Raw genomic sequence first — 24,560 nt, 5'->3', positions numbered from 1 at the left:
TAGAATAGTCGCCCGGTTAGCGCCAGGCGGCTATTCTCGAATTGCAACATGGGAGACATAATGGCACAAACCAGCAAAAAGATGCAGATCGTGTTTGCCTCGGCCGAGTGCGCACCGTTTGTTAAGACCGGTGGCTTGGGTGACGTGGCGGGCTCGCTGCCTGCGGCACTCGTGCGCGCTGGCGCCGAAGTCATTGTGATGGTGCCCAAGTACGCCACCATCAAGGACGAGTACAAGGCGCAGATGGAGCACTTTGCCGACTTTTACGTGAGCCTGAGCTGGCGCAACGAGTACTGCGGGTTGGAGAAGCTCGAGCACGACGGCGTCACCTATATGTTCGTGGACAACGAGCACTACTTTGCGCGCGACTATCCCTACGGCTTCTTTGACGATGGCGAGCGCTTCGCGTTTTTCTCCAAGGCCATCACCGAGAGCCTGCAGCACCTGCCCGAAGGCTTTGAGTGCGACATCCTGCACTGCAACGACTGGCAGACGGCGCTGGCGCCCGTGTTCTTGCGAGAGTTCTACCAAGGCCTGCCGCTGTACGACCGCGTCAAGACCGTGTTCTCGATCCACAATGTGGCGTTCCAGGGCCAGTTTAGCGACACCGTGATGGAAGACATACTGGGTATGGCGCATATTCCGGCAGCCGCCACGCAGTTGCGCTGTGACGCCTGCAGCATTAACTATATGCTGGGCGCGCTGCACTATGCCGATGCCATCACCACGGTGAGCCCCACCTATGCGAGCGAGATCCAGACGCCCGAGTTTGGCGAGGGCCTGGACGGCGTGCTGCGCGAGCGTTCGTACGCTCTGCAGGGTATCCTCAACGGCATTGACGTTGTGGGTTTTGATCCGGCGACCGACAAGTGCATTGCCGCCAACTACACGGTTGATGACCGTGCGGGGAAGGCCGTATGCAAGGCCAAGCTGCAGGAGGAGTTGGGGCTCGAGATTCGCGACGACCGCCCGCTTATGGTGATGGTCACGCGCCTGACGCGACAGAAGGGCATGGACCTGGTCATGTACGCGCTCGACCGCATCCTGTCCGGTGGCGTTCAGGTGGCCGTGCTGGGTACCGGCGACCGCGACTACGAGGACGGCCTGCGCTACTTCCAGGGCAAATACCCCGGCACCATGGCGGCGCGTATCGAGTTTGATCCGGCACTTTCGCAGCGCATGTACGCCGCCGCCGATATGTTCCTGATGCCTTCGAAGTTTGAGCCCTGTGGCCTGTCGCAGATCATCGCCATGCGCTACGGCACCCTGCCCATTGTGCGCGAGACCGGTGGCCTGAAGGACACCGTGCAACCGTACAACGAGTTTACCGGCGAGGGCACGGGCTTCTCATTTAGTCACTTTAACGGCGACGAGATGGGCGACGCGGTGTTCCGCGCGGCTCGCCTGTTCTGGGATAACCGCAAGGCCTGGGATCAGCTGGTCACGCAGGCCATGAGCCAGGACTTTAGCTGGACACGTTCGGCCGATAAGTATCTGGACCTGTACTTCTTTATGCACCCAGAGATTGAGAGGCCGGTGGCAGTGGAGGCTGCTGCGGCTGTGGAGGAGCCCGCTGCTGCCGAGGCCGAGCCTGCGGCACCCGTTAAGGAGCCCGCTGCTGCCGAGGCCGAGCCTGCGGCACCCGTTAAGGAGTCCGCTGCTGCTGAGGCCGAGCCTGCGGCACCCGTTAAGGAGCCGGTTGCTGCCGAGGAGCCCAAGGCCGAGGAGAAGCCGGCTGACGACGGCGAGGTAAAGCCCACGGCGAAGCCTGCCGCCAAGAAGACGACGACCCGCAAGACGACGGCTAAGAAGGCCACGACCACGAAGGCCGCTACGAGCAAGACCACCACTGCCAAGGCAACCACCACGCGTAAGCGTACGACCGCCGCTGCCAAGAAGGCCGTCGAAGCCGAGGCCGCTCCCGAGGTAAAGGCCGAGGCCACTGCTGAGGCTACCACTGCCGAGGCTAAGACCGTGGCAAAGACCGCGACCAAGACCGCGACCAAGACCGCGACCAAGACCGCGACCGCCAAGAAGGCCACGGTTACGAAGTCGCCGGCGACCAAGGCTGCTACGACGAAGGCCGCTGCGAAGACGGCCCCGAAGGCTGCTGCAAAGCCCGCCGTCAAGGTCGAGGAGGCACCCTCCGAGCCCAAGGCCGAGGCAGCTGTCGAGGCAAAGCCGGCCGCCAAGACCACCACACGCAAGCGCGCCACGACAACGGCCAAAAAGGCTACGACCAAGACAGCCGCTCCCAAGGCAGAGGCTAAAGCCAAGGACAAACCCGCAGTAAAGGCCGAACCGGAACCGAAGGCCGCCGAGGTCAAGACCGCTCCAAAGGCTACGGCAAAAACCGAACCCGCCAAGAAGGCCCCGGTCTCCCCCGCCGCTCCAGCCGAGGAAAAGGCTCCGACCAAGAAGACCTCCGTCCGCAAGGCAACGGCCACCCGCAAGCGCCGCTAGCCCACAGACGATCTAAAACCTAATCAAAACCCTAAACAAGGGGCGCTCAAACCGGGCGCCCCTTCTCTGTAGATAGTTGGTAAAACGATTTTCTAGGACAACCGTTCGCCGATAGTGAGCGACTGTAGTTTATACAACTAAAGTGCAACGGATATACTTATGCACTGTGCGTTAAGCCCATGACCCGCTGGCCATGATTGTATAGAACTGGACCGTACTATGAGATTGATACACAACAGCCGCCTGACGCAGTTTCGCACTCCTTTTGGCGCTGTGACCACTGGAACTTCCGTTTCGCTTTCGGTGATTTTGGAGGATGCCGACCCCAACCAGGCAACGCTCACCCTGCGCACCTGGGTCGACGGCATCGGAGAGACCTTGATCCCCATGGAGCACAAGGGCGATGGCATCTTTACCGGTAAGCTCAACTGCGACGAGCCCTGTCTTGTATGGTACAGCTTTATATGCAATATCGAAGGCCAGTCCGAGGTCCGCTTGGGTGCGCCGCAGGGTCGCACCGGCGGCGAGGGCGTTGTATACAACTACGCCGAGGTTCCGTCCTTCCAGATTACCGTCTACAAGCACCGCGAGAACCGTCCCACCTGGTACGAGCACGGCATGGTCTACCAGATCTTCCCCGACCGCTACGCCCGCGACGAAAACTGGCGCGAACGCACGCTGGCCGAGGTCGAAAAACCGCGTAAGGGAATCCAGCGTCGCATGGTCGAGGACTGGAACGAGCCGCCCGTGTACGAGCGTGCCGAGGACGGATCCATCAAGACCTGGGATTTTTACGGCGGCTCGCTCAAGGGTATCCAAAATGACCTGCCCCGCATCGCCGAGCTGGGCTTTACGGCCATCTACCTCAACCCGATCTTTGAGGCCGCGAGCAACCACCGCTACGACACGGCCGATTACACCAAGATCGACCCGATTCTGGGAACCGAGCAGGACTTTACGGAGCTATGCGAGGCGGCCGAGAAGCTCGGCATTTCCATCATCCTGGACGGCGTCTTCAACCATACGGGCGACGACTCGATCTACTTTAACCGCTACGGCAACTATCCCGGCGTCGGCGCGTGGCAGAGCGAGGACTCCCCGTGGCGCGATGCGTTTACCTTCCACGAGGACGGCACGTATGACTGCTGGTGGGGCGTGAGCAACATGCCCGCCCTCAACGAGAATTCCGAGCTCGTGCGTAAAAAGCTTCTGGGCAAGGACGGCGTCATTCGCAAATGGCTGCGCGCCGGTGCCCACGGCTGGCGACTCGATGTGGCCGACGAGCTTTCCGATGACTTCCTGGCCGATATCAAGGCCGCCGTGCTCGAAGAGAAGCCCGATGCGCTGCTGCTCGGCGAAGTCTGGGAGGACGCCTCCAACAAGATCAGCTATGGCCATCTGCGCCGTTATCTGCAGGGCTCCGAACTCGATTCCGCCATGGACTACCCCTTCCGCGACATGGTCATCGGCTTTTTGATGGGCTACAGAGATGCCTATCAGGCTGCCGAGGACATCGAGACACTGCGCGAGAACTACCCGCGCGAGGCACTGGCCTGCGCACTCAATCTGCTTTCGAGCCACGACCGTCCGCGTATTATCTCGGTGCTCGGCGGTGGTCCCGATGAGTCGCAGATACCCGAGAGCGAGCGTAGCAAATGGCGCTTGGACGAGAACTCCATGGACCTGGCCAAGAGGCGCTTTTGGTTGGCGACGCTCATGCAGATGACCTTCCCCGGCGTGCCCTCGATCTATTATGGCGATGAGTACGGCCTGGAGGGCCTCACCGATCCGGGCAACCGCCGTACCCTGCCGACAAAGGACCAGCTCCACGATTTCGATACGTTGGCCATCGTTAAGAACGCATCCGCCCTGCGCCGCGCGTTGCCTTTTATGGTTGACGGCGAGATCAAGGCCTTCGCGCTTAACGACGACGTCCTAGCCTACACCCGCACGGGCAAAGACGGCGAGGCTGCGACTGTTATCGTCAATCGCAGCCTGCGCAATTCGCACCGCGTGACGATTCCGGCGCTCGGTGAATGCGCGAGTGACGTGATCAGCGGCCACGAGTGCGATATCCACAGCGGCACGGTTACGCTCGACCTGTACCCGCTGGGCTCTTCGATCATCTATCACCATGCCGAGAGGCGCCTGCAAGAGCCGCTCGATCATGGCGCGGGCGTCGTATGCCACATTACCTCGGTGCCGACTGACGATGGCAAGCCGGGTACGATCGGCGCACCCACGCGCCGCTTTATCGACCACCTGGCCGCCATGGGCATGCGCTACTGGCAGGTCCTGCCCGTCAACCCGACGGATTTCTTCCGCTCCCCCTATGCCGGACCCTCGGCTTTTGCGGGTAACATCGACCTGCTGCCCGAGAGTCACGAGGAGCTGGCCGCCGACTTCGCTTCTTGGAAGGCCCATGGTGGCGAAGATGCCGACCCGCTGTACACCGCGTTTAAACATCGCAATGCCGATTGGCTCGAGAAGTACTGCGTCTACATGGCCGTTAAGAAATACTTTGAGGGCGAGTCGCGCCACAATTGGCCGGCAGATGTCGCGCGCTACAACGAGCATCTGATCGACGACAAGCGCTTTCACGACGAGGCCGAGCTTCAGGCGTACATGCAGTACCGCTTTGACCTGGCTTGGTGCGAGCTCATGAACTATGCGCACAAGAAGGGCATCGAGGTCATCGGCGATATCCCGATGTATGTGTCGGACGATTCGGCAGATGCGTGGAGCGAGCCCGAGAACTTCTGGCTGTCCGATACCGGCAAGGCAATCGAAATCTCCGGTGCGCCGCCCGACAACTTTGCACCCGAAGGTCAGGTGTGGGGAAACCCCACCTTCCGCTGGGATCACATGAAGGAGAGCGGCTATCGCTGGTGGCTCGATCGCCTGCGCCGAGCGTTCGCGCTCTACGACCGCGTGCGCCTGGACCACTTCCTGGGCTTCCACAACTACTTTAGCATTCCCGCTGGCAAAGCCTGTGCCGACGGCCGCTGGCTTGCTGGTCCGGGCAAGGACCTGTTCCAGACCGCCTACGACGAGCTGGGTCCGCTCAATTTTATTGCCGAGGATCTGGGCTATCTGACGCCTGGCGTTCGCGCTATGGCTTCGACCTGCGGTTTTCCCGGCATGGACGTACTGGAGTTTAGTGACTACGACGTTCGCTGCGGAATTCATCCCACGCCGGACAAAATCCTGTACACCTCGACGCACGACACTTCGACGCTCGCTGGCTGGTGCACGCGCTCCTTTGCAGGCGGCGACGAGACGAGCGGTGCTGAGGTAGCAAGCGAGCTCATGGGCAATGCCCTGGCAAGCGATGCTCCGCTCGTTATGATGCCACTACAGGATGTACTGGGGCTGGGCGATGACGCACGTATGAACGTGCCGGGTGTAGCCACAGGCAACTGGACGTGGCAGGCACAAGAGGCAGACGTTGCGGAGGCCGAAGAGAAAACTGCGAAGCTCCTGCGCAGCACCCATAGATTCTGGGGCGAAGCGTGATAAAACCCCCGATATGGGGTACAGTTACAGCTGTTTGAATTTTTGCGGGCAGAGCGATCTGCCCGCTTTGTGCTGAAAAGGAAGTATTATGGCGCGCTACGAATACAAGTGCACGAGCTGCGGCAACGTTTTTGAGGTTGAGCACCCCATGTCCGAGACTCCCGAGGTTGTATGCCCCAGCTGCGGCGCCCCGGCATCCAAGACGTTCTCGGCCAGCGGCATTAAGTTCGACGGCAGCGGTTTCTACAACACCGACCAGCGCAGTGGCGGGTCCAGCACCAGCGCCACCAGTGGCTGCTGCGCCGACTGCCCGCATAATCACTAGCGACAAGCGGTCCCGACACCCAGGCTTCCTGATGAGTTGCGGTGAAATAGTTCCTGAATCAGCCCTTCAACGGCCAAACAGGATCCATTTCACCGCAACTTTTCTTTAGATCGGATTTCGGGCTGATGCTAAGTTTGTAACATTTCAAAACCCTGCCGGATTACGGGGCCGAATTGGCAACCTCTATCCATTCCGGTAATTTGCAAATTTCAACAAACCATCTACCTGCGGTTTTGTTTAGGCCATTTTTGCTGTGATCAGGCATCACCAATCTTGCCCCGTAATCCGCTCTACTTTTGATAGCAGCAAGTATGAAACGGGGCTATTTTTCCCACTCTTTAGCTAATTTGGGACGGGGCTTTTTTAGCTGCCCCAGCTGATAACGCAAATGTTTGGCCGACTGGCGGCCAGGGCAGCTAAAAAAGCCCCGTCCCAAATTAGCTACCCTTGGAATCCGTTTTACTTGCGGACCAGTCTGGCGCAGAAGTGGCCGTCGTAGGAATCGGCGTTTGCGGGGACGCTCTGGAAAAGTCCACGGTCGTTCTGGCGTACGGAGACAAGCTTCTTGGCCTGCGCGAAATCGGGGAGCTGCAAAATCTGGGCTTCGGAGAGCGGCGCCACGGAAAAGCCGGCGCCCTCGGGAGAGGCTAGGAAGGCATCAACGACCTGCGTGTTCTCCTCGTCGAAGACCGAGCAGGTGGCATAGATAAGCTCACCGCCGGCAGCCACGCGCGCGGCTGCTTCCTTGAGCATCGTCAGCTGCAGGCGGGGCAGCTCAGTCGTAACGTCGCCCTCGGCAAGGCGCCAGGGAATCTCGGGATGACGGCGCATGGTGCCGGTGCCCGAGCACGGAGCATCGATAAACACCGTGTCGAACAGGGCAGGCTCGCCAAGCATCGCGTCAAAGGACGTGAGCACCTCATTGAGCTCGCAGGCATCGCCCGACACCGTACGAACACCCGTAATACCCGCCTTATGCAGACGTGCGAGATTCTGGTCGCACTTGCGGTCGTGCAAATCGAGTGCGGTGTGCTGGCGGTCATAACCGGCACGTTTGGCCTGGCACATCATCACATAGGTCTTGGTGCCACGACCGGCGCCAATCTCTAGACAACGCCCGGGACGGGTCGCCGCGGTAGCGATGAGCTGGGCGTTAAGGTCCGAGGCCACGGCAGCTGCGCGCTCAAACACACCCGACGCAACCGTGGCCTGCGCGTCGACCGGCGCATGGCAACCCGGGAACACGGGTGCCACAAGCTGCGAAATGTACGGATCGGGTTTGGTGGCAAAGGCATTCTCGTGCAAAGCCAGCGGCGCGGGCGCCAGATTGCCGGCAAAGCCGAGCGCGCCCTCGGGTGTATCGAACGACGCCATAATGCGGGCGCACAGCCAGCGCGGCATGCCCATCAGGCGAGATAGGCGAACCAAACGGCGCTCGGACTCATCGGCATCCGCCGCAGTGGCAAAGTCCTCGACGTTGTTCGCAACCTTATGCAGCACGGCGTTTGCCAGACCGGCGGCAGACTTAGCACCGCTGCGCACGAGCTCAACGCCCTGACTCACCGCAACGCGACCCGGGGTATGCAGGTATAGCATCTCGAAGGCCGAGATACGAAGTGCCATGCGCACACGGGGCGCGACCTTGTTGGGCTTATCGAGAAACTGGTCGAGCAGCTCATCCAAAATGCCCTGGGTGGCTGCAACGCCCAGTGCCAAACGAGCGGCAAAAGCAGAATCGCGCTGGTCAATGGCCTTGGCCGAAGCACGGGACGAGAGCACGTCACGCGCGTACATGCTGCGGCGATCGGCCTCCATCAAAACATCAAGCGCGAGCTTGCGCGCGGGGGAAAGCTTACTCATGACAAAACACCCCACGAAAGATCCGCACCCTGCAGGCCGGCAGCCCAGGCAGAAGCAGCCATAGCACGCTTACCATCGGGCTTAACCTCGAGCAGTTCGACCGCGCCATCGGACAGGCCCAGGTAGACGCGCTTGGCCCGAACGGCGACGAGCCCCTCGCCAAGCGATACATCTGCCGGCGCGGCATCGAGCACGCGCACGGTCTTGCCGGCAATCACGCAGCGAGCGGGAGCGGTGTCGGAAGAGGCAAGCACATGACGCAAGCAATCAAGCGTCCCCATCTGCGGATCCAGACGCATCTCCTGCTTGGAAATCTTGGCAGCATGCGTGACAAGGAACTCATCCTGCTCAGTCCAAACAGCCGAGCCATCGGCAAGCGAGGGAAGCGTATCGGCAAGCAACTTACCGCCCAGCTCACCAAGCTCCATCGTGAGCGCCTCGGCATGTCTACCGGCAACCGAGGTCGACGCCTGGGCGCAATAAGCGCCCGTATCCACGCCATGCCCAATGCGCATAATGGAAACGCCAGCAACCTCGTCACCAGCAAGAATGGCACGCTGAATGGGAGCAGCGCCACGCCAACGGGGCAGCAGCGAAGCATGAACATTCACAATACCGAGCGGCGCCATATGCAGTACCTCATCGGGCAAAATGCAGCCATAGGCAGCCACACAGAAAATATCGGCATCAGCAGCCTTAAGCCGATCAATAACATCCGGCGTCATACGATTTGCCTCAACAACGGGCAGACCAAGCTCAAGCGCCTTGGCCTTAACAGGAGACGGCTCCAGCTTTTTACCACGCCCGCGAACAGCATCGGGACGCGTAATTACCAGCGTAATCTCATTCCCAGCCTCAACAAGCGAAGTCAGCGACGGCACCGCGAAATCGGGCGTACCCATAAACACAATACGCATCAAGAACGTCTCCCCTCAAACAAAACCGAGACGGCTACAAATAACAGCGGAAAGCCAAGTGGCCAGCCCATCCGCAATAACATTTCAACAAGAACAAATATACCCAAAACCAAAGAAAGAGCCGCAATAAAAGCAGCTCTTCCAACAAAGCAATTATCAGCGAAGACGCCCCTCCCTGGCCCGACGGCACCCGGGCGAACCGAGCCAAGAACTAGTAGTCCCTGGGGCTGGCCGCCTATATATCATCCCGTGCTCAAACATTCTCGCTGCGCTGCGAAACTGCGCGCGGGACGATATATAGGCGGCCAGCCCCAGGGACGGACGACCTTATTCAGTCTCGCCCGGTCGAGCGCCGCGGGACAGGGCGTCCTGGTACTCCTTGACGGCCTTGATGCGCTGCATCGGCTTGAGTCGCTCGAACATGGTGTTGCCGTGCAAGTGATCGATCTCGTGCTGCAGGCACACGCAGAACAGGTCGCCCGAGGCCTCATAGCGAATCAGGTTGGCGTCCAGATCGTATGCCTCGACAACGACATGGTCGGGACGCTCGATCTCGCAGCTAATGCCAGGGATAGAAAGGCAGCCCTCGTTAAACGGCACCAGATGGTCGCTCTGCTCAACAATGACAGGGTTGATGAGCACGTACGGGTCATAGTCGTTCTTGTCGGTGTAGTCGCAGTCGATGGTGACGAGCTGGATGAGCTCGCCGATCTGCGGGGCAGCCAGGCCGCAACCGCCGTTGTCGAACATCATCTTCTTCATCTTCTCGGCAAGCGCCTCAATCGCCGGGGTGATCTCCTCGATGACGGCGCACTCCTGACGCAAACGAGGGTCGGGCGAAAGTACGATTCCGTTGGCTTCCATGGCCATCCTTTCGGGTTGTTACATCAAATCATAGGCGTCGACATCAACGCTCACGCTCACGCCGCGCACGGAGCCCACCTCTTTGAGGCAGGCGTCGATATCATCAGAGACATGGTACCCTACCGGCGACTTTACAAGCAGATGGAAGCGATAACGGCCCTTGGCTCTCTCGATTACACACGAAGCCGGGCCCAGCACCTGCGGCACGGCGCTCCCCGCTCGCAAAAAGTCGGGCGCGGCGGCATGCCAGCGGCGCTTGAGGAGCTTTGCGATGCGCCCAATGTAGTCCTGCGCATTATCACGATTCGCCGACCACACCAAAACGTTGACAAGACGCACGAAAGGCGGGTACAGCGCGTCTCGGCGCTGGTCCAGGTCGTAGTCGGTAAAGATCGAACGATCGTGCTCGGCGACGGCGCGAATGACCGGGTCCTCGGGCAGATACGTCTGGATGATAACCTCGCCGGGACGATCGCCGCGACCGGCGCGGCCGGCGACCTGTTCCAGCAAATCGTAGGCGCGCTCCCCCGCCCTAAAATCGGGCAGCTTTAACGCAAAGTCGGCATTGACCACGCCCACGAGCGTGACCTCGGGAAAATCGAGGCCCTTGGCAATCATCTGGGTACCCAGCAGCACCGCGCAATCGGCGGCATCGAACTGCTCGAGTAGTTTTTTGTGCGCGTCCTTGCCGCGCGTGGAATCGGCGTCCATGCGAATGATGGCGACATCCTCGGGCAGTATCTGGTGTAGGGCGTCCTCGATCTGCTGCGTACCCAGGCCCATTTTTGCCAGGTAACGGCTGCCGCACTTGGGACAACGACTCGTGGGCGCCGGATAGGGCTGCACGCGCCAGGAAGATCCGCAGGTGTGGCACTGCAGCGTGTGCGTGCGCTCGTGGTACGTGAGCGCGGTAGAACAGTGGTTGCAGGTGGGGACGCAGCCGCACTCACGGCACATCAAAAATGGCGCAAAACCGCGGCGGTTGTGCAGCAGTACGGCCTTCTCGCGGCGCTCGACCACGCGTTCCAAGCCCTCCATCAGCGGTTTTGAGAACATGGAGCGACTGCCGTGCGCGAACTCGCGGCGCAGATCGGCAATGCGGACCGTAGGCAGCACGGCGTGTCCCGGGCGCTCGGGCATCTCGACACGCGTCCAGGTGGCACCGTTGTACATACCGCGGCGACAGCGGTCGAGGGCCTCGGCCGAGGGCGTGGCGGAGCCCAACACGAGCGGGCACCGATAGCGGCGCGCCATTTCGGCAGCCACCTCGCGCGCATGGTAGCGTGGGCTGGAGCCCTGCTTGTAGCTGGTCTCGTGCTCCTCGTCGATGATGATGAGGCCAAGATCGCTGAGCGGGCAAAAGAGCGCCGAGCGGGCGCCCACGACCACACGCGCGGCACCGCTGGCAACCATATCCCACTGGTCCAGACGCTCGCCGGCCGAAAGACGCGAGTGGAAGACCGCGACCGTCTCGCCAAAGCGCGAGCGGAAGCGGCCGACGGTCTGTGCTGTCAGCGAGATCTCGGGCACGAGCACACAGGCCGAACGGCCAGCCGCCAGCACGCGCTCAATCGCCGAGAGGTAAACCTCGGTTTTGCCGGAACCGGTAACGCCATCGACAAGGACCACGTCGCCATGGGCATCAAGGCGGGCGCGTTCAATCTGGGCGAGCGCCTGCTGCTGGCCGTTGGTGAGAGAGACCGGCGCCTTGCCGCTTGCCGAGGACAACGTGGTCTGCTCGCTACACCCACGCCAGGCGCGGCGCTCCTCCACCACCACGACGCCGCGTTTTTCGAGCGCTTTAATGGTCGCCGACATGCTGTTGTAGAGCAGGTTGAGGTCGCGCGTCGTGACCGGGCCGCATTGGAGCGCGTCGATGAGCTGACGCTGACGGACCGCTGTCTTGGGCGGCGTGTAGTCGAAACCCTCGGGCGTGAGCATGACCCAACGGTTTTGGATGGGTTTTACGGCGGGGCGCTCAACGGTCCACACGCCGTCATCGCCCTTCACGACACGCGGACTGCCGCCCGGAGGCAAGAACAGACGAAGGCACTCGGAAAGCGTCGCGACGTACTCGCGGCTCATCCAGCGCGCAATGCGTGCAGCCTCGGCGGTAAAGAGCGGCTTGCTGAGGATAGCCTCGATGGGCTTGATGCGCAAGGGGTCGAGGGCGTCGTTGCCTTGCAAGTCGCCCAGCTCGGGCGCGATATCGACGATATAGCCCGCGGCCGCACGGTTGCCAAAGTGGACCAGGACCGTGGATCCAATCTGGGCATCGTTGGCAAGGGACTGTGGGATGCCGTAGTCGAAGGGCTCGGAGAGCGCACGGGTCGGGATGTCGAGGACCACGCTCGCGTAGGCGAGGACGGGTTCGGGTGCGAGCTCGGGCTGCGCCGGGGCGGCGGCAGGGGCCGCGGACTTCGGAGCTTCCTTAGGTTCCGGCGAACCAAACAGCGACAGTTGCTCGGCCATGGTCTCTGTACCTCCCATCCCATACGTCTTTAGAAACAAGAGCCCCGCTCGGGTGAACGGGGCTCGGATACATGCGTTTACGCAGCTGCTACAGCGCCATCGTGCGGGCGCGGTCGATACGCGCCAGGCAGTCGTCGCGGCCGACGAGCGCCATGGTCTCGCCCAGCGGGGGGCTCACCATGTTACCGCAGACGGCGACGCGCACAGCTTGGAACACCACGCGCTTCTTGAGGTCCATCTGCTCGGGCAGCGGCTCAAGCGCGGCGTCGATGTTGGCAGCCGTCCACTCGTCCACGCCCTCGAGCGCGGCCTTGGCGGCATCCAGAATGGCGCCCATGCCTTCCTTGGCCAGACCCTTGTTGACAGACTTCTCGTCATACTCGAGCGTCTCGGCCGTGGCAAAGATGGGGGCGGCGACGGTCACGGCGTCGACCGGCATCTTGGTGCGCGGCTTGACGATGGCGGCAAGCGCATCGATCCAGTCCTCGCCGTACTCGATGTTACCTTCGATCATACCGGCCTCGTGCAGCTCGGGGATCATGATCTCGTCGGCAAACTGGGCGTCGGACATGTTATTGATGTACTCGGCATTGACCCAGTCGAGCTTTTTGGGGTCGAAGGTCGCCGGGTTCTTGGAAATGCGGTCGAGCGAGAACTTGCTGGCCAGGACATCGCGCGGGATAATCGTGGTCTCGCCGTCGAGCGACCAGCCGAGCAGCGCCAGGTAGTTAACGAACGCGTCGGACAGGTAGCCGGCGTCGCGGTACTCCTCCACCGAGGTGGCGCCGTGGCGTTTGGAGAGCTTTTTGCCGTCGGCACCCAAGATCATGGAGATGTGGGCGAACGTGGGAACGGGGGCGCCGAGGGCCTCGTAAACCATGACCTGGCGCGGGGTGTTGGACAGATGGTCGTCGCCGCGGATGACATGGGTGATCTTCATCATGGCGTCGTCGACGACGGTCGCGAAGTTATACGTGGGCGTGCCATCGGAGCGGAAGATGACGAAGTCGTCGAGCTCCTTGGCGTCGAAGGTCACCTCGCCGTGGACGGCGTCGTGGATGACGACATCGCCGCGGTCCTCGGGCACCTTGATGCGAAGGACGTAGGGCTCGCCGGCCTCGATGCGGCGGCGTGCCTCCTCGGGATCGAGATCGCGACAGCGGCGCTGATAGCCCTGGAAGGGGTCTTTACGCTCCTGGGCGGCCTTACGGTCGGCCTCGAGCTGCTCCTTGGTGCAGAAGCAGGGATATGCCTTGCCCTCGTCCCAAAGCTTCTGGGCGGCCTGCTTGTACAGGTCCAGGCGCTCGGTCTGGGCATAGGGGCCATAGTCGCCGCCGACCTCGGGGCCCTCGTCCCAGTCCAGGCCCAGCCAACGCATAGCGCGCAGAATGATCTGCGTGTTCTCGTCGGTAGAGCGGGTGGGGTCGGTGTCGTCGATGCGCAGGATGAACGTGCCGCCGTTTGCGCGGGCAAAAGCCCAGTTATAGATAGCGGTGCGGGCGCCGCCGATGTGCAGCTTGCCCGTCGGTGAGGGTGCAAAGCGGACGCGAACGTCTGATGCCATGGAAATCTCCTCGATTGCAGGATGGATGTCTAACCGCACCAGTATAAAACAACAACGCCCACCTCCGCACAAAGGGCACCGACCCAGTCATCGAAGCCGGGTAGCTAATATGGTAGCTAATTTGGGACGGGGCTTTTTTAGCTACCCCGGCAGGCTATCGGCTAAACCAGCAAACAATCAGCCGGGGCAGCTAAAAAAGCCCCGTCCCAAATTAGCTACCTCATAAGTAGGTGCGGAAAGGGTGTGAATGTTGGATTTACGCGCTATGATGTGCCCCTGCATACAGAGCCCGGCGGAATGGTAACGGTCGCTGGGACACGTTATTCGAAAGGACAATCATGTCAGAAGAGCTTCGTTCCATCCCGCCCCAGCAGGGGTCTTTTGTGTTTACGTCGGAGTCGGTGACCGAAGGCCATCCCGATAAGATCGCCGACCAGATCAGCGATGCCGTCCTCGACGCAATCCTCGCCAAAGAAATAGAGCTGCAGGAGCAGGGCTATATTGCGCCCAACGGCGTGCCCGCCAATGTGGAAAACGTCCGCTGCGCCTGCGAGACCCTCGTGACCACCGGCACCGTCATCGTCGCTGGAGAGATTCGCACCCAGGCATACGTCGACGTGCAGGAAATCGCCCGTGGCGTCATCCGCCGCATCGGCTACAACCGCGCCAAGTTTGGCTTTGACTGCGATACCTGCGGCGTCATGAGCCTCATCCACGAGCAGTCCCCCGATATCGCCCAGGGCGTCGACGAGTCATTTGAGACCCAGACCGGCGCCACCACCGACCCGATCGACCTGATCGGTGCCGGCGACCAGGGCATGATGTTTGGCTACGCCTCCAACGAGACCAAGACCCTCATGCCCATGCCGCACTACCTGGCAAGCCGCCTGGCGGAACGCCTGTCCGCCGTGCGCCACGACGGCACCCTGCCCTATCTGCGCCCCGACGGCAAGACCCAGGTCACCGTGCGCTACGAGGACGGAAAGCCCGTGGAGGTCACAACCATCGTCATCTCCACGCAGCACGCTGCCGAAGTTGAGGACATGGGCAAGATCAAGGCCGACCTCATCGAGCATGTCATCGCACCCGTCATGGATGCCGAGAACATGCCGTGGGATGGCGCCGATATCTATGTGAACCCCACCGGTCGCTTTGTCGTGGGCGGCCCCATGGGCGACACGGGCCTGACCGGCCGCAAGATCATCGTCGACACCTACGGCGGCTACGGCCGTCACGGCGGCGGCGCCTTTAGCGGCAAGGACTGCACCAAGGTCGACCGCTCTGCCGCGTACGCCGCTCGCTGGGTCGCCAAGAACGTAGTCGCCGCTGGCCTGGCCGATCGCTGCGAGGTCGAGCTGGCCTACGCCATCGGCGTGTCCAAGCCGCTGTCGATCATGGTCGACACCTTTGGCACCGCGCATATTGCCGAGGACAAGATCGTCGAGGCCGTGGAGAAGACCTTTGACCTGCGCCCGGGCGCAATCATCCGCGACCTGGACCTGCGTCGCCCCATCTATGAAAAGACGGCAGCCTACGGTCACTTTGGCCGCGAAGACGCCGACTTTACCTGGGAGAAAACGGACCGCATCGACGAACTCAAAGCAGCCTGCGGCCTGTAAGCTAACGAGAAAAGCCACAGCCAAATAAAAACGCACCAAAAGAGGTACCGGAACAACCGGTACCTCTTTTTTATTTAAAGGTGGTGAAGATGGGCCGACCTGGGACATGGAATAGGTCACAGGCCGATAAATTTTGCAGCAGAGCGACTCCAACCATGTATCCTAAGTTCCGAGGACTTTAGTATTTGGTCGATCGCGAGTTCCGTACGAGCCGGAGAGCACTTAATGTGCTCTCCGTGCGAGCAGGACTGTCCGAGCAGGCGACCAAATACTAAAGCCCTCGGAACGGCGGGGCAGCGTGTGCCCCGCCCCTCGGGACGACGGGATAGAGAAGGAGCAGCCATGGCAGGCAAGCCGCAAACACTAGCTACGACCTCGGCATTCGAGATCTTGGGCCCCATCATGGTCGGCCCCAGCTCATCGCACACCGCCGGCGCGCTGCGTTGCGCCCAAGTTGCCGCCAGTCTGCTGGAAGGCCGCATCACCAAGGTCACCTTTGGCCTGTGGAACTCCTTTGCCCACACCTACCGCGGCCATGGCACCGACCGCGCACTCGTCGCGGGCATCTTGGGCCTCGACACCGACGACGAAAACATCAAGCAGGCCTTTGACCTCGCGCGCGAGCAGGGCCTCAGCTATCACTTTGACATTAAGGGCGACGACGCCTCCATCCATCCCAACACCGTCGACATCGACATGGTCGATGACACGGGCGCCACGGCGCAGGTCCGCGGCGAGAGCCTTGGCGGCGGCAAGATGCGCATCAGCCGCATCAACGGCGTCGGCGTCGATATCTCGGGCATGTATTCCACCCTGTTTGTGGCGCACCAAGACGTCCCCGGCGTTCTCGCCGCGCTCACGAACCAGCTCGCCTACGCACACGTAAACATTGCCTTCTGCCGCACCTACCGCACCGAGGTAGGCGGCCAAGCTTATTCCGTCTTTGAGACCGACGGCACCCCCGATGACATCGTCGTTCCCATGCTACGCATGCTCGACCATGTCGATTACGCCACCTTCATTGAGCTTCCCGGCTCGGCCTCATCGCTCTCCCCCGGCGTTTCCGCCAAGGAAATCTTCGACGATGGCGAACAGCTCCTCGACGCCTGCGCCGAACTGGGCCTCAACATTGGCGCCGTCATGGCCGTACGCGAAGCCCGCCTGACCGGCGAGCAGCACGCCGTCGCCGCCATGCGCCGCGTACTCGAGGTCATGCGCGAGGAGACAACGGCGCCCATCGCCGCACCGCAGCGCTCGCTCGGCGGGCTTATCGGCGGCGAGGCAAAACTCGTCGACGCCACATGCCGCAACGATCTGAGCACAAACCTGATGGGCGCCGTCCAAACCGAAGCCGTAGCCCGCGCCATGGCTGTGCTTGAGCGCTCTGCCACCATGGGCGTCATCGTCGCCGCCCCCACGGCCGGCTCTGCGGGCGTCGTGCCCGGCTGCGTGTTGGCGCTCGCCGACCATCTACAGCTCGATGACGAACAGGTCATGGACGCACTCTACTGCTCTGCCGCGATTGGTCTCAACCTCACCACAAGTGCCTGCGTCGCCGGTGCCGAAGGCGGATGTCAGGCTGAGGTGGGCAGCGCCGCCGCCATGGCCGCTGCCGCGCTAGTCCAGATGCTGGGCGGCACGCCCGAGCAGGCACTCGACGCTAGCTCTATCGCACTGAGCAATCTGCTTGGTCTTGTATGCGATCCCGTGGGCGGCCTTGTCGAAGTGCCATGCCAAAACCGCAACGCGATCGGCGTGGCGACCGCATTTAGCTCGGCGCAGCTCGCCCTTGCCGGCATTAAGAGCCTTGTGCCCTTCGACCAGATGGCACATGTCATGCTCTCGGTGGGCCACGCGTTGCCGGCCACGCTGCGCGAGACGGCAAAGGGTGGCATCGCACAAGCTCCCGCAGCACTTTCGGCTTGCGCTAAATGCGGCGTGTGCGGATAAAGACCCGACCAAAACAAGAGGTGGGACAAATGTCCAACCTCTTGCCAATGCCACCGTTTCAATACCACAAACAACTAGGTAATCGCTATAATGCAAGCCCAGTAAAAACACGATGAGCCGCAAGGCGAAACTCGAAGGATATGCATACGATGTCGCACAACGATCGAACTCAACTGATTCCCGATCCGCAGCAGCCGAGCAGGCACACCGGCGGCGTTCAGCCGCCGCGTCCTATCGGGCCGAGCCGCGATCAGCAGCGTGGTGCGGCAAACGCTTCCCAACGCCCGAACCAGCAGCGTCAGCAACGTCAGCAGCGCCAGGCAAACGGCAATGCGCCCAAGCAGCCCCCCACGCACGCTCGAGGCGATCGCGGCCCCGCGCGCAAACCCGCCGAAAACAATAAGTCGGGCAAAAAGACGACGCTCTTTGTCGTCCTGGGTCTTATTGTCATTGTCTATATTGTAGGCATCGTAGCATTTTCGCAGGTAGCCTACCCCAACACCACCATTGCCGGCGTCGACGTCTCGTTCTCCAACGCTTCGTCTGCTGCCACTAAGGTCAACTCGGCATGGAAGCACTATAAGCTCACGGTGACAGGCGATGACTTTAACTGGACCTATCAGCCCGAGTCCGATGAACCCATCGTCGATGGCGAAGCTGCCGCAAAAGAAATCATCAGCCGCAACGAAGCCTTTATATGGCCGGTCCGCCTTGTGGAATCCTTAAGCGGCAAGACCAAAACAATCGCTACCTCCAACGAAGTCGATCTCGAACAAGACGTCGACCTGTCCATGCTCTCTGACACCTTTGACCAAAAGAAGTTTGAAGAGGATCTGGGCGCCGCCATTGACGAGTTTAACGAGGGCCGTTCGGGTACGTTCGAGGCCAATAGCTCCTATGACGAGCAAGCCGGCAAGTTTACCGTCGAGAAGGCGCGCTCCAACGAAAAACTCAACCGCGAGCATGTCATTAAGTATGCCGAGCTCGAGCTTGCCTCGCTGGCCGAGACCGTAGATCTTTCCAAGCTCGGCAACGATGCCTATGAGCCGCTCAATGAAACGCTGACCAATGATCAGATTCAGGCCGCATGCGATGCCGCCAACAACTTCTTGGGCGTCAACGTGACCCTCAAGCTCAACGGTGAGGATGCCGGCAAGGTCGACGGCAGCTCCGTGTTGCAGTGGATCAGCTTTGCCGATCCGGCCAACCCCACACTCGATACGTCGCAGATCGGTAGCTGGGCAGCCGAGCTCGCCAACGGCTTTAATACCGTGGGCACCACCCGCTGGTGGACGCGTGCCGACGGCAAAGAATGTGCCGTCGAGGGCGGTGACTTTGGCTGGTCCGTCGATAGCGACGCGCTTGCCAAGCAGGTCGAGGACGCCATTAACAACAAGCAGACCGGCGAAATCGAGATTAAGTACTCCCAGAAGGCCGACACCTATACCGCAAAGGGAGAGCCCGACTGGAAGGCGTATATCGACGTCGACCTGTCCGAGCAGCACGCGCGCTACTATGACGAGAACGGTAATATCGTTTGGGAAGCCAACTTTATCTCGGGCAAACCGGGAGAGGATGCCACTCCCGAGGGCGTTTGGCAGATCAATAGCAATGACGGCGCAAGCAAGCTCATCGGTGCCAAAGACCCAAAGACCGGAAAACCAAAATACGAAAGCCCCGTGTCATATTGGATGCCGTTTGAAGGCAACATGGTTGGTTTCCATGATGCAACATGGCAAAACGATCAGAGCTTTGACGACCCAAATTCGTACAAATGGTGCGGCAGCCACGGTTGCATCAACTTGCGTCTGGCCGATGCCAAGGCACTCCACGATTGCATCAACGTAGGCCTATGCGTGGTCGTGCACTCGTAGGGAAACACGCCTTCGCACAACGGGGAACTGACGCTCCAATCTAACAGTTCCGAAAGAATCCGCCATATGCGCCCGCTTCTCGCGACGGGCGCATATACTTATCGAAGAACTTTCTATAAAGGAGACGCCATGTCGAATGTCCCCACCATCACCCCGGGACCGAATGATACCGAGCGAGCGCCCGAGGGTGCCACCGAAACGCTTCCCCTCATAACAAACATGCGCGCCACACAGCAAAACGGCAGCACAAGCGATGCAACCGAGATTTCTGACGAAGAGGCCTACGCCAAGCTCAAGGCGAAGCGTGCCGAGCGTCGGCGCAAAAAGCTCATCCGACGCGGCATTGCGGCCGGCGTCGTGGCCGCCATTGTGCTCATCGCCGTTGTCGTAACCTTCGTCATTAACGCACGGCCCGCAGGTACCAACGGGCCGGTGACCGACATGGTCACCGAGGGTACATTTACGACCACCGTCGAGGCTAAAGGCCAGCTCAAGCCTATCTCGGCTTCGGTGGTCTCCCCTTCTGTCGACGGCACGGTGGCATCGATCAACGTATCAGCCGGCCAGTCCGTTAACGAGGGCGATGTGCTCATGACCATTAAAAATGACGAGCTCGATCGCAACGTTGCCGAGGCGCAGCGCGCGGTGGCGGCGGCACAGGAAGACCTCGCCAACGCGCAGAAAGCGGTAGCTGCCGCCCAAGCCGCTCCGGCGACTGACACAGATGCGGCAGGCGCAAGTGGCGCCAGCGGTAGCACCGGCACGAGTGCCGACACGAGCGCCATCTCGAGCGCCCAACGTAACCTGGCCTCGGCCCAGGCGACCCTGGACCAGGCCAACGCCAAAGCCGCCGAGCGCACTGTGACCGCGCCCAGCTCGGGCAGCATCGTCGAGCTCAACGCCAAGGTCGGCGCCACGGTGACGGGCGGCATGATTATGGGCGAAGGCGATACGACCGGCGGCAAGCAGTGCATGCAGATCGCTGACCTCTCCAAGATGAAGGTCACCGTTCAGGTGGGCGAAAAGGATATCGCCAAGATCGCAGTGGGCCAGAGCGCCAACGTTACCTATCCGGCCTTTCCCGATATCGTGAGCCAGGGAACGGTCACGACAATCGCTTCGGTGGCAAACTCCGACTCCACCTACGGTGGCGGCGGTAGCGTGACCTATAACGTCGATATTTTGATTGACGCGCCCGACGCGCGCCTCAAGCCGGGCATGACCGCCGAGGTCTCGGTGGTAACCGAGCAGCTCGACGATGTGGTGATGGTGCCGACCATGGCGCTCATGACCGAGGATGGCGAGCACTATTACGTCAACGTGGCAACCGACGGTGAAGGCAAGGAGATGCGCCGCGTGAAGGTGACCATTGTGACGCAAAACGATAACGACGCCGTGGTCGGCAAGACGCAGGTCAAGCGCGACGACCAGGGCAATGAGATCAACGCAGACGTACCGGTTACCAAGCTGCGCGACGGCGACACCCTCATCGTGGACACCGGCGCAGGCATGACGGCCGACGGCGACGACTCTGGCAGCATGTCTGCCGACGAGGGCTTGTAATGCGTCCCGTCATCAACATCCGCAACGTGCATCGCATTTTTGAGAGCGAGGCCGGCTGCGCCCATATCCTGCATAACGTGAGCCTGGCAGTGAATCCCGGCGAATTCGTGGCCATTACCGGCCCTTCTGGCTCGGGCAAGTCAACGCTCATGAACATCCTGGGCTGCCTGGACAAGCCAACGGCAGGCGATTATTACCTGCAGGGCCTCAACGTGGCGGAGCTCGACGATGACGAGCTCACCGAAGTCCGCGCCCTGAGCATCGGCTTTGTCTTTCAGAGCTTTAACCTGCTGCCGCGCCTATCGGTCATCGAAAACGTCATGCTGCCGCTGTCGTACACCAACGTGCCGCGGGCTCAGCGTGAGATGCGCGCCGTTCATGCGCTGCAAGCCGTCACGCTGCCGGTCGACCACTGGGACCACCGCATCTCCGAGCTCTCAGGCGGACAGATGCAGAGGGTTGCCATCGCGCGCGCCCTCGTCAACGACCCGCCCATCATCCTGGCGGACGAGCCGACGGGAAACCTGGACTCCGCCACCGGAGCGCTCGTGATGGAGACCTTCCACAAACTCCAGGAACGTGGCAAGACCATTGTGCTCATCACGCATGATCCCGGTATCGCCGCCGAGGCCGACCGTGCCGTAACCATTCGCGACGGCCGAATCCACGACGGCGCGTACATCGCGCACGCACCGCAGACCCTGCACGGCGCCATTGATAACCTGCCCATGATTTCCGCACACGCCAATCCGACGAAAGGAGTGAAGGCATGAGCACGTGCGACCTTATCCAAGAAGCCCTTCACTCCCTCGAGGCCAACAAGGGACGCAGCCTACTCACCATCCTGGGCATTGTTATTGGCATCGCCTCCGTCATTGCCATGACCTCGCTTATCGGCGGTATCCAAAACAGCCTGGTCAACAGCCTGGGCCTCAACGCCGCGCGTATGGTGCAGATTTATTCGTCGCAAGAGCTCACCGAGTCGGACGTTGAGAAGCTTCGCAAGATGGTGCCGCAGATCGAGCAGATCGGTATCGTGGACAGTGCCTATACCGAGTACAAGGCCGGTGACAAAAGCTATAACGTCATGGCGCAGGGCGTCGATAGCGACATGCTCGACGCAGTGGGAGCCAGCAAGCTCGTCGCGGGGCGCACCTATACCCAGGCTGAGTCCCAATCTGGCGCACGCGTGGCGCTCATCAGCCGCGGCGGCGCGGACCAGCTGTACGGCAACGAACAGGACGCGCTCGGCAAGACCATCAAGGTGTCGAACGGCGAGGTGCAGATTATCGGCGTTATCGACGGCGGCAGCGACTCCATGGGCTCACTCACGCTCTACATGCCGCGCGAGACCATCTCGGGCCTCTTTGGCGACGAGAACCCGTCTTTTCCCAGCGTAACGGCGCTCGCCGCCGAGGGTACGGACATGGATGAGCTGTGCAAGATGATTGAATCCAAGGTGCGCAGCATGAAGGACATCGCGGATGACGACGAATATGACAGCGTGTCGGCGACCTCAATGAAAAGCGCCATCGACGCCCTCAACTCCTTTATGGGCGCGTTTTCGCTCATCATGGGCGCCGTTGCCAGCATTTCGCTGCTCGTGGGCGGTATCGGCATCATGAACATGATGCTCACCAATGTGACCGAACGCATCCGCGAGATCGGTATTCGTCGAGCCTTGGGTGCCAGCCGTCGCGATATCACCGCACAGTTTTTGGCCGAGTCTTCGGCGCTGTGCATCACCGGCGGTCTGCTAGGTGTCCTGATTGGCTACCTGCTTGCCTGGGGCCTAGCGATGTTCGCCGCGGGTTCCGGCGTGCTTGGCGAACTCGGTGCCATCGGTACCATAACGCCGAGTTTTTCGATCGCCACGGTGCTGCTGGCCTTTGCGGTCTCCGTCGGCATCGGCGTAATCTTTGGCTTCTACCCCGCCCGCCGGGCCGCAAAACTCGACCCCGTGGAGTGCCTGCGCTACCAGTAATGCAATCCCCCCCCTGAGTTGCGGTGAAATAGGGAGTGTTTTAGCCGTTAAAAGGCCTATTCAGTCCTTATTTCACCGCAACTCGGAGGGGATAAGGCGGTAGTGTCGAGAAAGTTGGTGTAGTGCCCGATCCGAAGCGAGTCGGCCCGGCGTCCCAGAATCTGGAATACGGTTGATATCCTATGCCGCCTCGACCCTGTCCGCAAGCTCGAGGTCCCATTTGATCATCTTCTTGGCCTCCGCCTCCAGCCGCGCCCAGTCGACCGTCCCGTCAATCCCGCGTGTGCGGCCCTCGTCGTAGAGCTCGTTCATCCTCGCCTCCGAGAAGTACCTGGACTCCTGCCATATCTCGTCCTGCTCGCACATGACCGCGCCCGCGAGCCGCACCAGCGAGCCCGTGGAGGGGAACACCTGCACGACGCGCGACCTGCGCTTTATCTCTCGGTTGGTCCTCTCCTGCACGTTGTTGGTGCGCAGGCGCTTCCAGTGGGTCGGCGGGAAGTCGAGGTAGGCCAGCGCGTCGGGCTCGGCCTCCTCCAGCACCGCCGCCGCCCTGGGGCAGCACCCCGCCAGCATGTCGCACGCCGCGTGGTACATGGCCGTCACGGTGGCGGCGTCGCGCCCGCGGAACACCTGCGACACGATCCTGCCCACGCGGCGCCTGAGCTGCCAGGAGCCGGCCTCGCGCATGCAGTCGCGCATGAGGTGGACCGCGCAGCGCTGCCACGCGGCGCCCTGGAAGACCTCGCCGAGCGCCCGGACGAGCCCCGGGTGGGCGTCCGAGACGACGAGCCGCACGCCCGCCGCCCCGCGCGAGCGGATAGCCCGCAGGAAGGCGAGCCACGAGTCGTAAGACTCGGTGTCAACCACGTCGACACCGAGGACGCGCCTCCAGCCGCCCGCATCGCAGCCGATGGCGGTGACCACGGCGGTGGAGGCGACGCGCCCCTCGCGGCGGCACTTGACGTAGGTCGCGTCGAGCCAGACGCAGGGCACCGGCGAGCCGTCGAGCGGCCTTCCGCACAGATCCTCGATGTCTGCGTCCAGGCTCGAGGCGATTGCGCTCACCTGGTCCTTCGAGAGCCTGGAGACGCCCATCTTCTCGGCCACCCTCTGCACCTTGCGGGTGCTCGTGCCCGTGGCGTACATCTCGGCGACGGCGGCAACGAGGGCGCGGTCGACGCGCTGGTAGCGCTCGAGCACGTCCTCCGGGAAGAAGCTGCCGGAGCGCAGCTTGGGGATGCGCAGCGTCAGCGTGCCGACGCAGGTGGCGAGCGACCTCTCGCGGTAGCCGTTTCGGCTGTTCGCCCCGCCACCGCAGAGCTGGTCGGCCTCGGCGTCCATCACGGCGTTCACGACCTGCTCGGCGAGTCTGCGAAGCAGCTCCTGCATATCGATGGCGCCGTCGTCGAAACGGGGCATAGCGAGCATGTCCGGCGTCGGGTCTGATAAGATTTCCATAGCGGTCTTCGTCCTTTCCTAGAACCTGTTGTTGTGGTGATTTCAGATTCTAGGACGAAGGCCGTTCTTCGTTAAACGAGCGCTAGGGTGTCACCCTTACACCAACATTTTCGACGCGATCGGCGGCA

At 61.5% G+C, this 24,560-nt stretch carries 15 protein-coding genes; 9 read left to right on the top strand and 6 right to left on the bottom strand.

All coding sequences use genetic code 11. From position 1 onward, the window contains the following. Nucleotides 1-60: 60 nt before the first annotated feature. From glgA to ACTNBB_RS02870, 3 genes are all read left to right on the top strand, one after another. Nucleotides 61-2,463 (top strand): glycogen synthase GlgA, encoded by a 2,403-nt coding sequence (glgA, locus tag ACTNBB_RS02880; RefSeq protein WP_441056216.1) that lies wholly within the window; start codon nucleotides 61-63, stop codon nucleotides 2,461-2,463. A 219-nt stretch (nucleotides 2,464-2,682) separates the two neighbouring features. Continuing rightward, nucleotides 2,683-5,979, top strand: a complete 3,297-nt coding sequence (locus tag ACTNBB_RS02875; protein WP_441056215.1) for a 4-alpha-glucanotransferase — start codon at nucleotides 2,683-2,685, stop codon at nucleotides 5,977-5,979. 88 nt (nucleotides 5,980-6,067) lie between these two features. After that, nucleotides 6,068-6,304, top strand: a complete 237-nt coding sequence (locus ACTNBB_RS02870; RefSeq protein WP_154518065.1) for an FmdB family zinc ribbon protein — start codon at nucleotides 6,068-6,070, stop codon at nucleotides 6,302-6,304. Between the two features lie 459 nt (nucleotides 6,305-6,763). Here the strand turns inward: ACTNBB_RS02870 and ACTNBB_RS02865 are convergent, their stop codons facing one another. The 5 genes from ACTNBB_RS02865 to gltX form a co-directional block, all read right to left on the bottom strand. Then, the gene (locus tag ACTNBB_RS02865; protein WP_441056214.1) at nucleotides 6,764-8,164 is read right to left on the bottom strand and encodes an RsmB/NOP family class I SAM-dependent RNA methyltransferase; all 1,401 of its coding nucleotides are present in this window, start codon (nucleotides 8,162-8,164) and stop codon (nucleotides 6,764-6,766) included. Beyond that, nucleotides 8,161-9,081 carry a methionyl-tRNA formyltransferase gene (fmt, locus tag ACTNBB_RS02860; RefSeq protein ID WP_441056239.1) on the bottom strand — a complete coding sequence of 307 codons (921 nt, stop codon included), beginning with the start codon at nucleotides 9,079-9,081 and terminating at the stop codon, nucleotides 8,161-8,163. The genes ACTNBB_RS02865 and fmt overlap by 4 nt, the downstream gene beginning before the upstream one ends. Nucleotides 9,082-9,408: 327 nt before the next feature. Next, nucleotides 9,409-9,945, bottom strand: coding sequence for a peptide deformylase (def, locus tag ACTNBB_RS02855; RefSeq protein ID WP_441056213.1), 537 nt, complete (start codon nucleotides 9,943-9,945; stop codon nucleotides 9,409-9,411). A gap of 18 nt (nucleotides 9,946-9,963) precedes the next feature. After that, nucleotides 9,964-12,435, bottom strand: a complete 2,472-nt coding sequence (gene priA / locus ACTNBB_RS02850; RefSeq protein ID WP_441071022.1) for a replication restart helicase PriA — start codon at nucleotides 12,433-12,435, stop codon at nucleotides 9,964-9,966. Nucleotides 12,436-12,505: 70 nt separating this feature from the next. Next, nucleotides 12,506-13,981: a glutamate--tRNA ligase gene (gltX, locus tag ACTNBB_RS02845; protein ID WP_441056211.1), complete on the bottom strand. Its 1,476-nt coding sequence runs from the start codon at nucleotides 13,979-13,981 to the stop codon at nucleotides 12,506-12,508. A gap of 338 nt (nucleotides 13,982-14,319) precedes the next feature. On the opposite strand from gltX, the gene metK reads away from it, so the two are divergent. The 6 genes from metK (at nucleotide 14,320) to ACTNBB_RS02815 (ending at nucleotide 22,971) form a co-directional block, all read left to right on the top strand. Further along, nucleotides 14,320-15,600, top strand: coding sequence for a methionine adenosyltransferase (gene metK, locus ACTNBB_RS02840; RefSeq protein WP_427728191.1), 1,281 nt, complete (start codon nucleotides 14,320-14,322; stop codon nucleotides 15,598-15,600). A gap of 342 nt (nucleotides 15,601-15,942) precedes the next feature. After that, the gene (sdaAA, locus tag ACTNBB_RS02835; RefSeq protein ID WP_441056210.1) at nucleotides 15,943-17,550 is read left to right on the top strand and encodes an L-serine ammonia-lyase, iron-sulfur-dependent, subunit alpha; all 1,608 of its coding nucleotides are present in this window, start codon (nucleotides 15,943-15,945) and stop codon (nucleotides 17,548-17,550) included. 149 nt (nucleotides 17,551-17,699) lie between these two features. Then, the gene (locus ACTNBB_RS02830) at nucleotides 17,700-19,424 is read left to right on the top strand and encodes a L,D-transpeptidase (RefSeq protein WP_441056209.1); all 1,725 of its coding nucleotides are present in this window, start codon (nucleotides 17,700-17,702) and stop codon (nucleotides 19,422-19,424) included. A 129-nt stretch (nucleotides 19,425-19,553) separates the two neighbouring features. After that, on the top strand, nucleotides 19,554-20,987 hold the full coding sequence (locus ACTNBB_RS02825) for an efflux RND transporter periplasmic adaptor subunit (protein WP_441048461.1): 1,434 nt from the start codon (nucleotides 19,554-19,556) through the stop codon (nucleotides 20,985-20,987). After that, the gene (locus tag ACTNBB_RS02820) at nucleotides 20,987-21,760 is read left to right on the top strand and encodes an ABC transporter ATP-binding protein (RefSeq protein WP_427717357.1); all 774 of its coding nucleotides are present in this window, start codon (nucleotides 20,987-20,989) and stop codon (nucleotides 21,758-21,760) included. The genes ACTNBB_RS02825 and ACTNBB_RS02820 overlap by 1 nt, the downstream gene beginning before the upstream one ends. Then, a complete protein-coding gene (locus ACTNBB_RS02815) occupies nucleotides 21,757-22,971 on the top strand; it encodes an ABC transporter permease (RefSeq protein WP_441056208.1) in 1,215 nt (404 codons plus the stop codon). Before ACTNBB_RS02820 ends, ACTNBB_RS02815 begins: the two co-directional genes overlap by 4 nt. Nucleotides 22,972-23,151: 180 nt before the next feature. Here ACTNBB_RS02815 and ACTNBB_RS02810 read toward each other — a convergent pair whose 3' ends face one another. Beyond that, nucleotides 23,152-24,432, bottom strand: coding sequence for an IS256 family transposase (locus ACTNBB_RS02810; RefSeq protein WP_441056207.1), 1,281 nt, complete (start codon nucleotides 24,430-24,432; stop codon nucleotides 23,152-23,154). Nucleotides 24,433-24,560 lie beyond the last annotated feature (128 nt).

This window comes from Collinsella sp. HCP28S3_B9, from assembly GCF_052066095.1.
Classification (GTDB): Bacteria; Actinomycetota; Coriobacteriia; order Coriobacteriales; family Coriobacteriaceae; genus Collinsella.
Note: the sequence above shows the minus strand (reverse complement) of the source record. Positions and strands in the feature narration are given on the sequence as shown.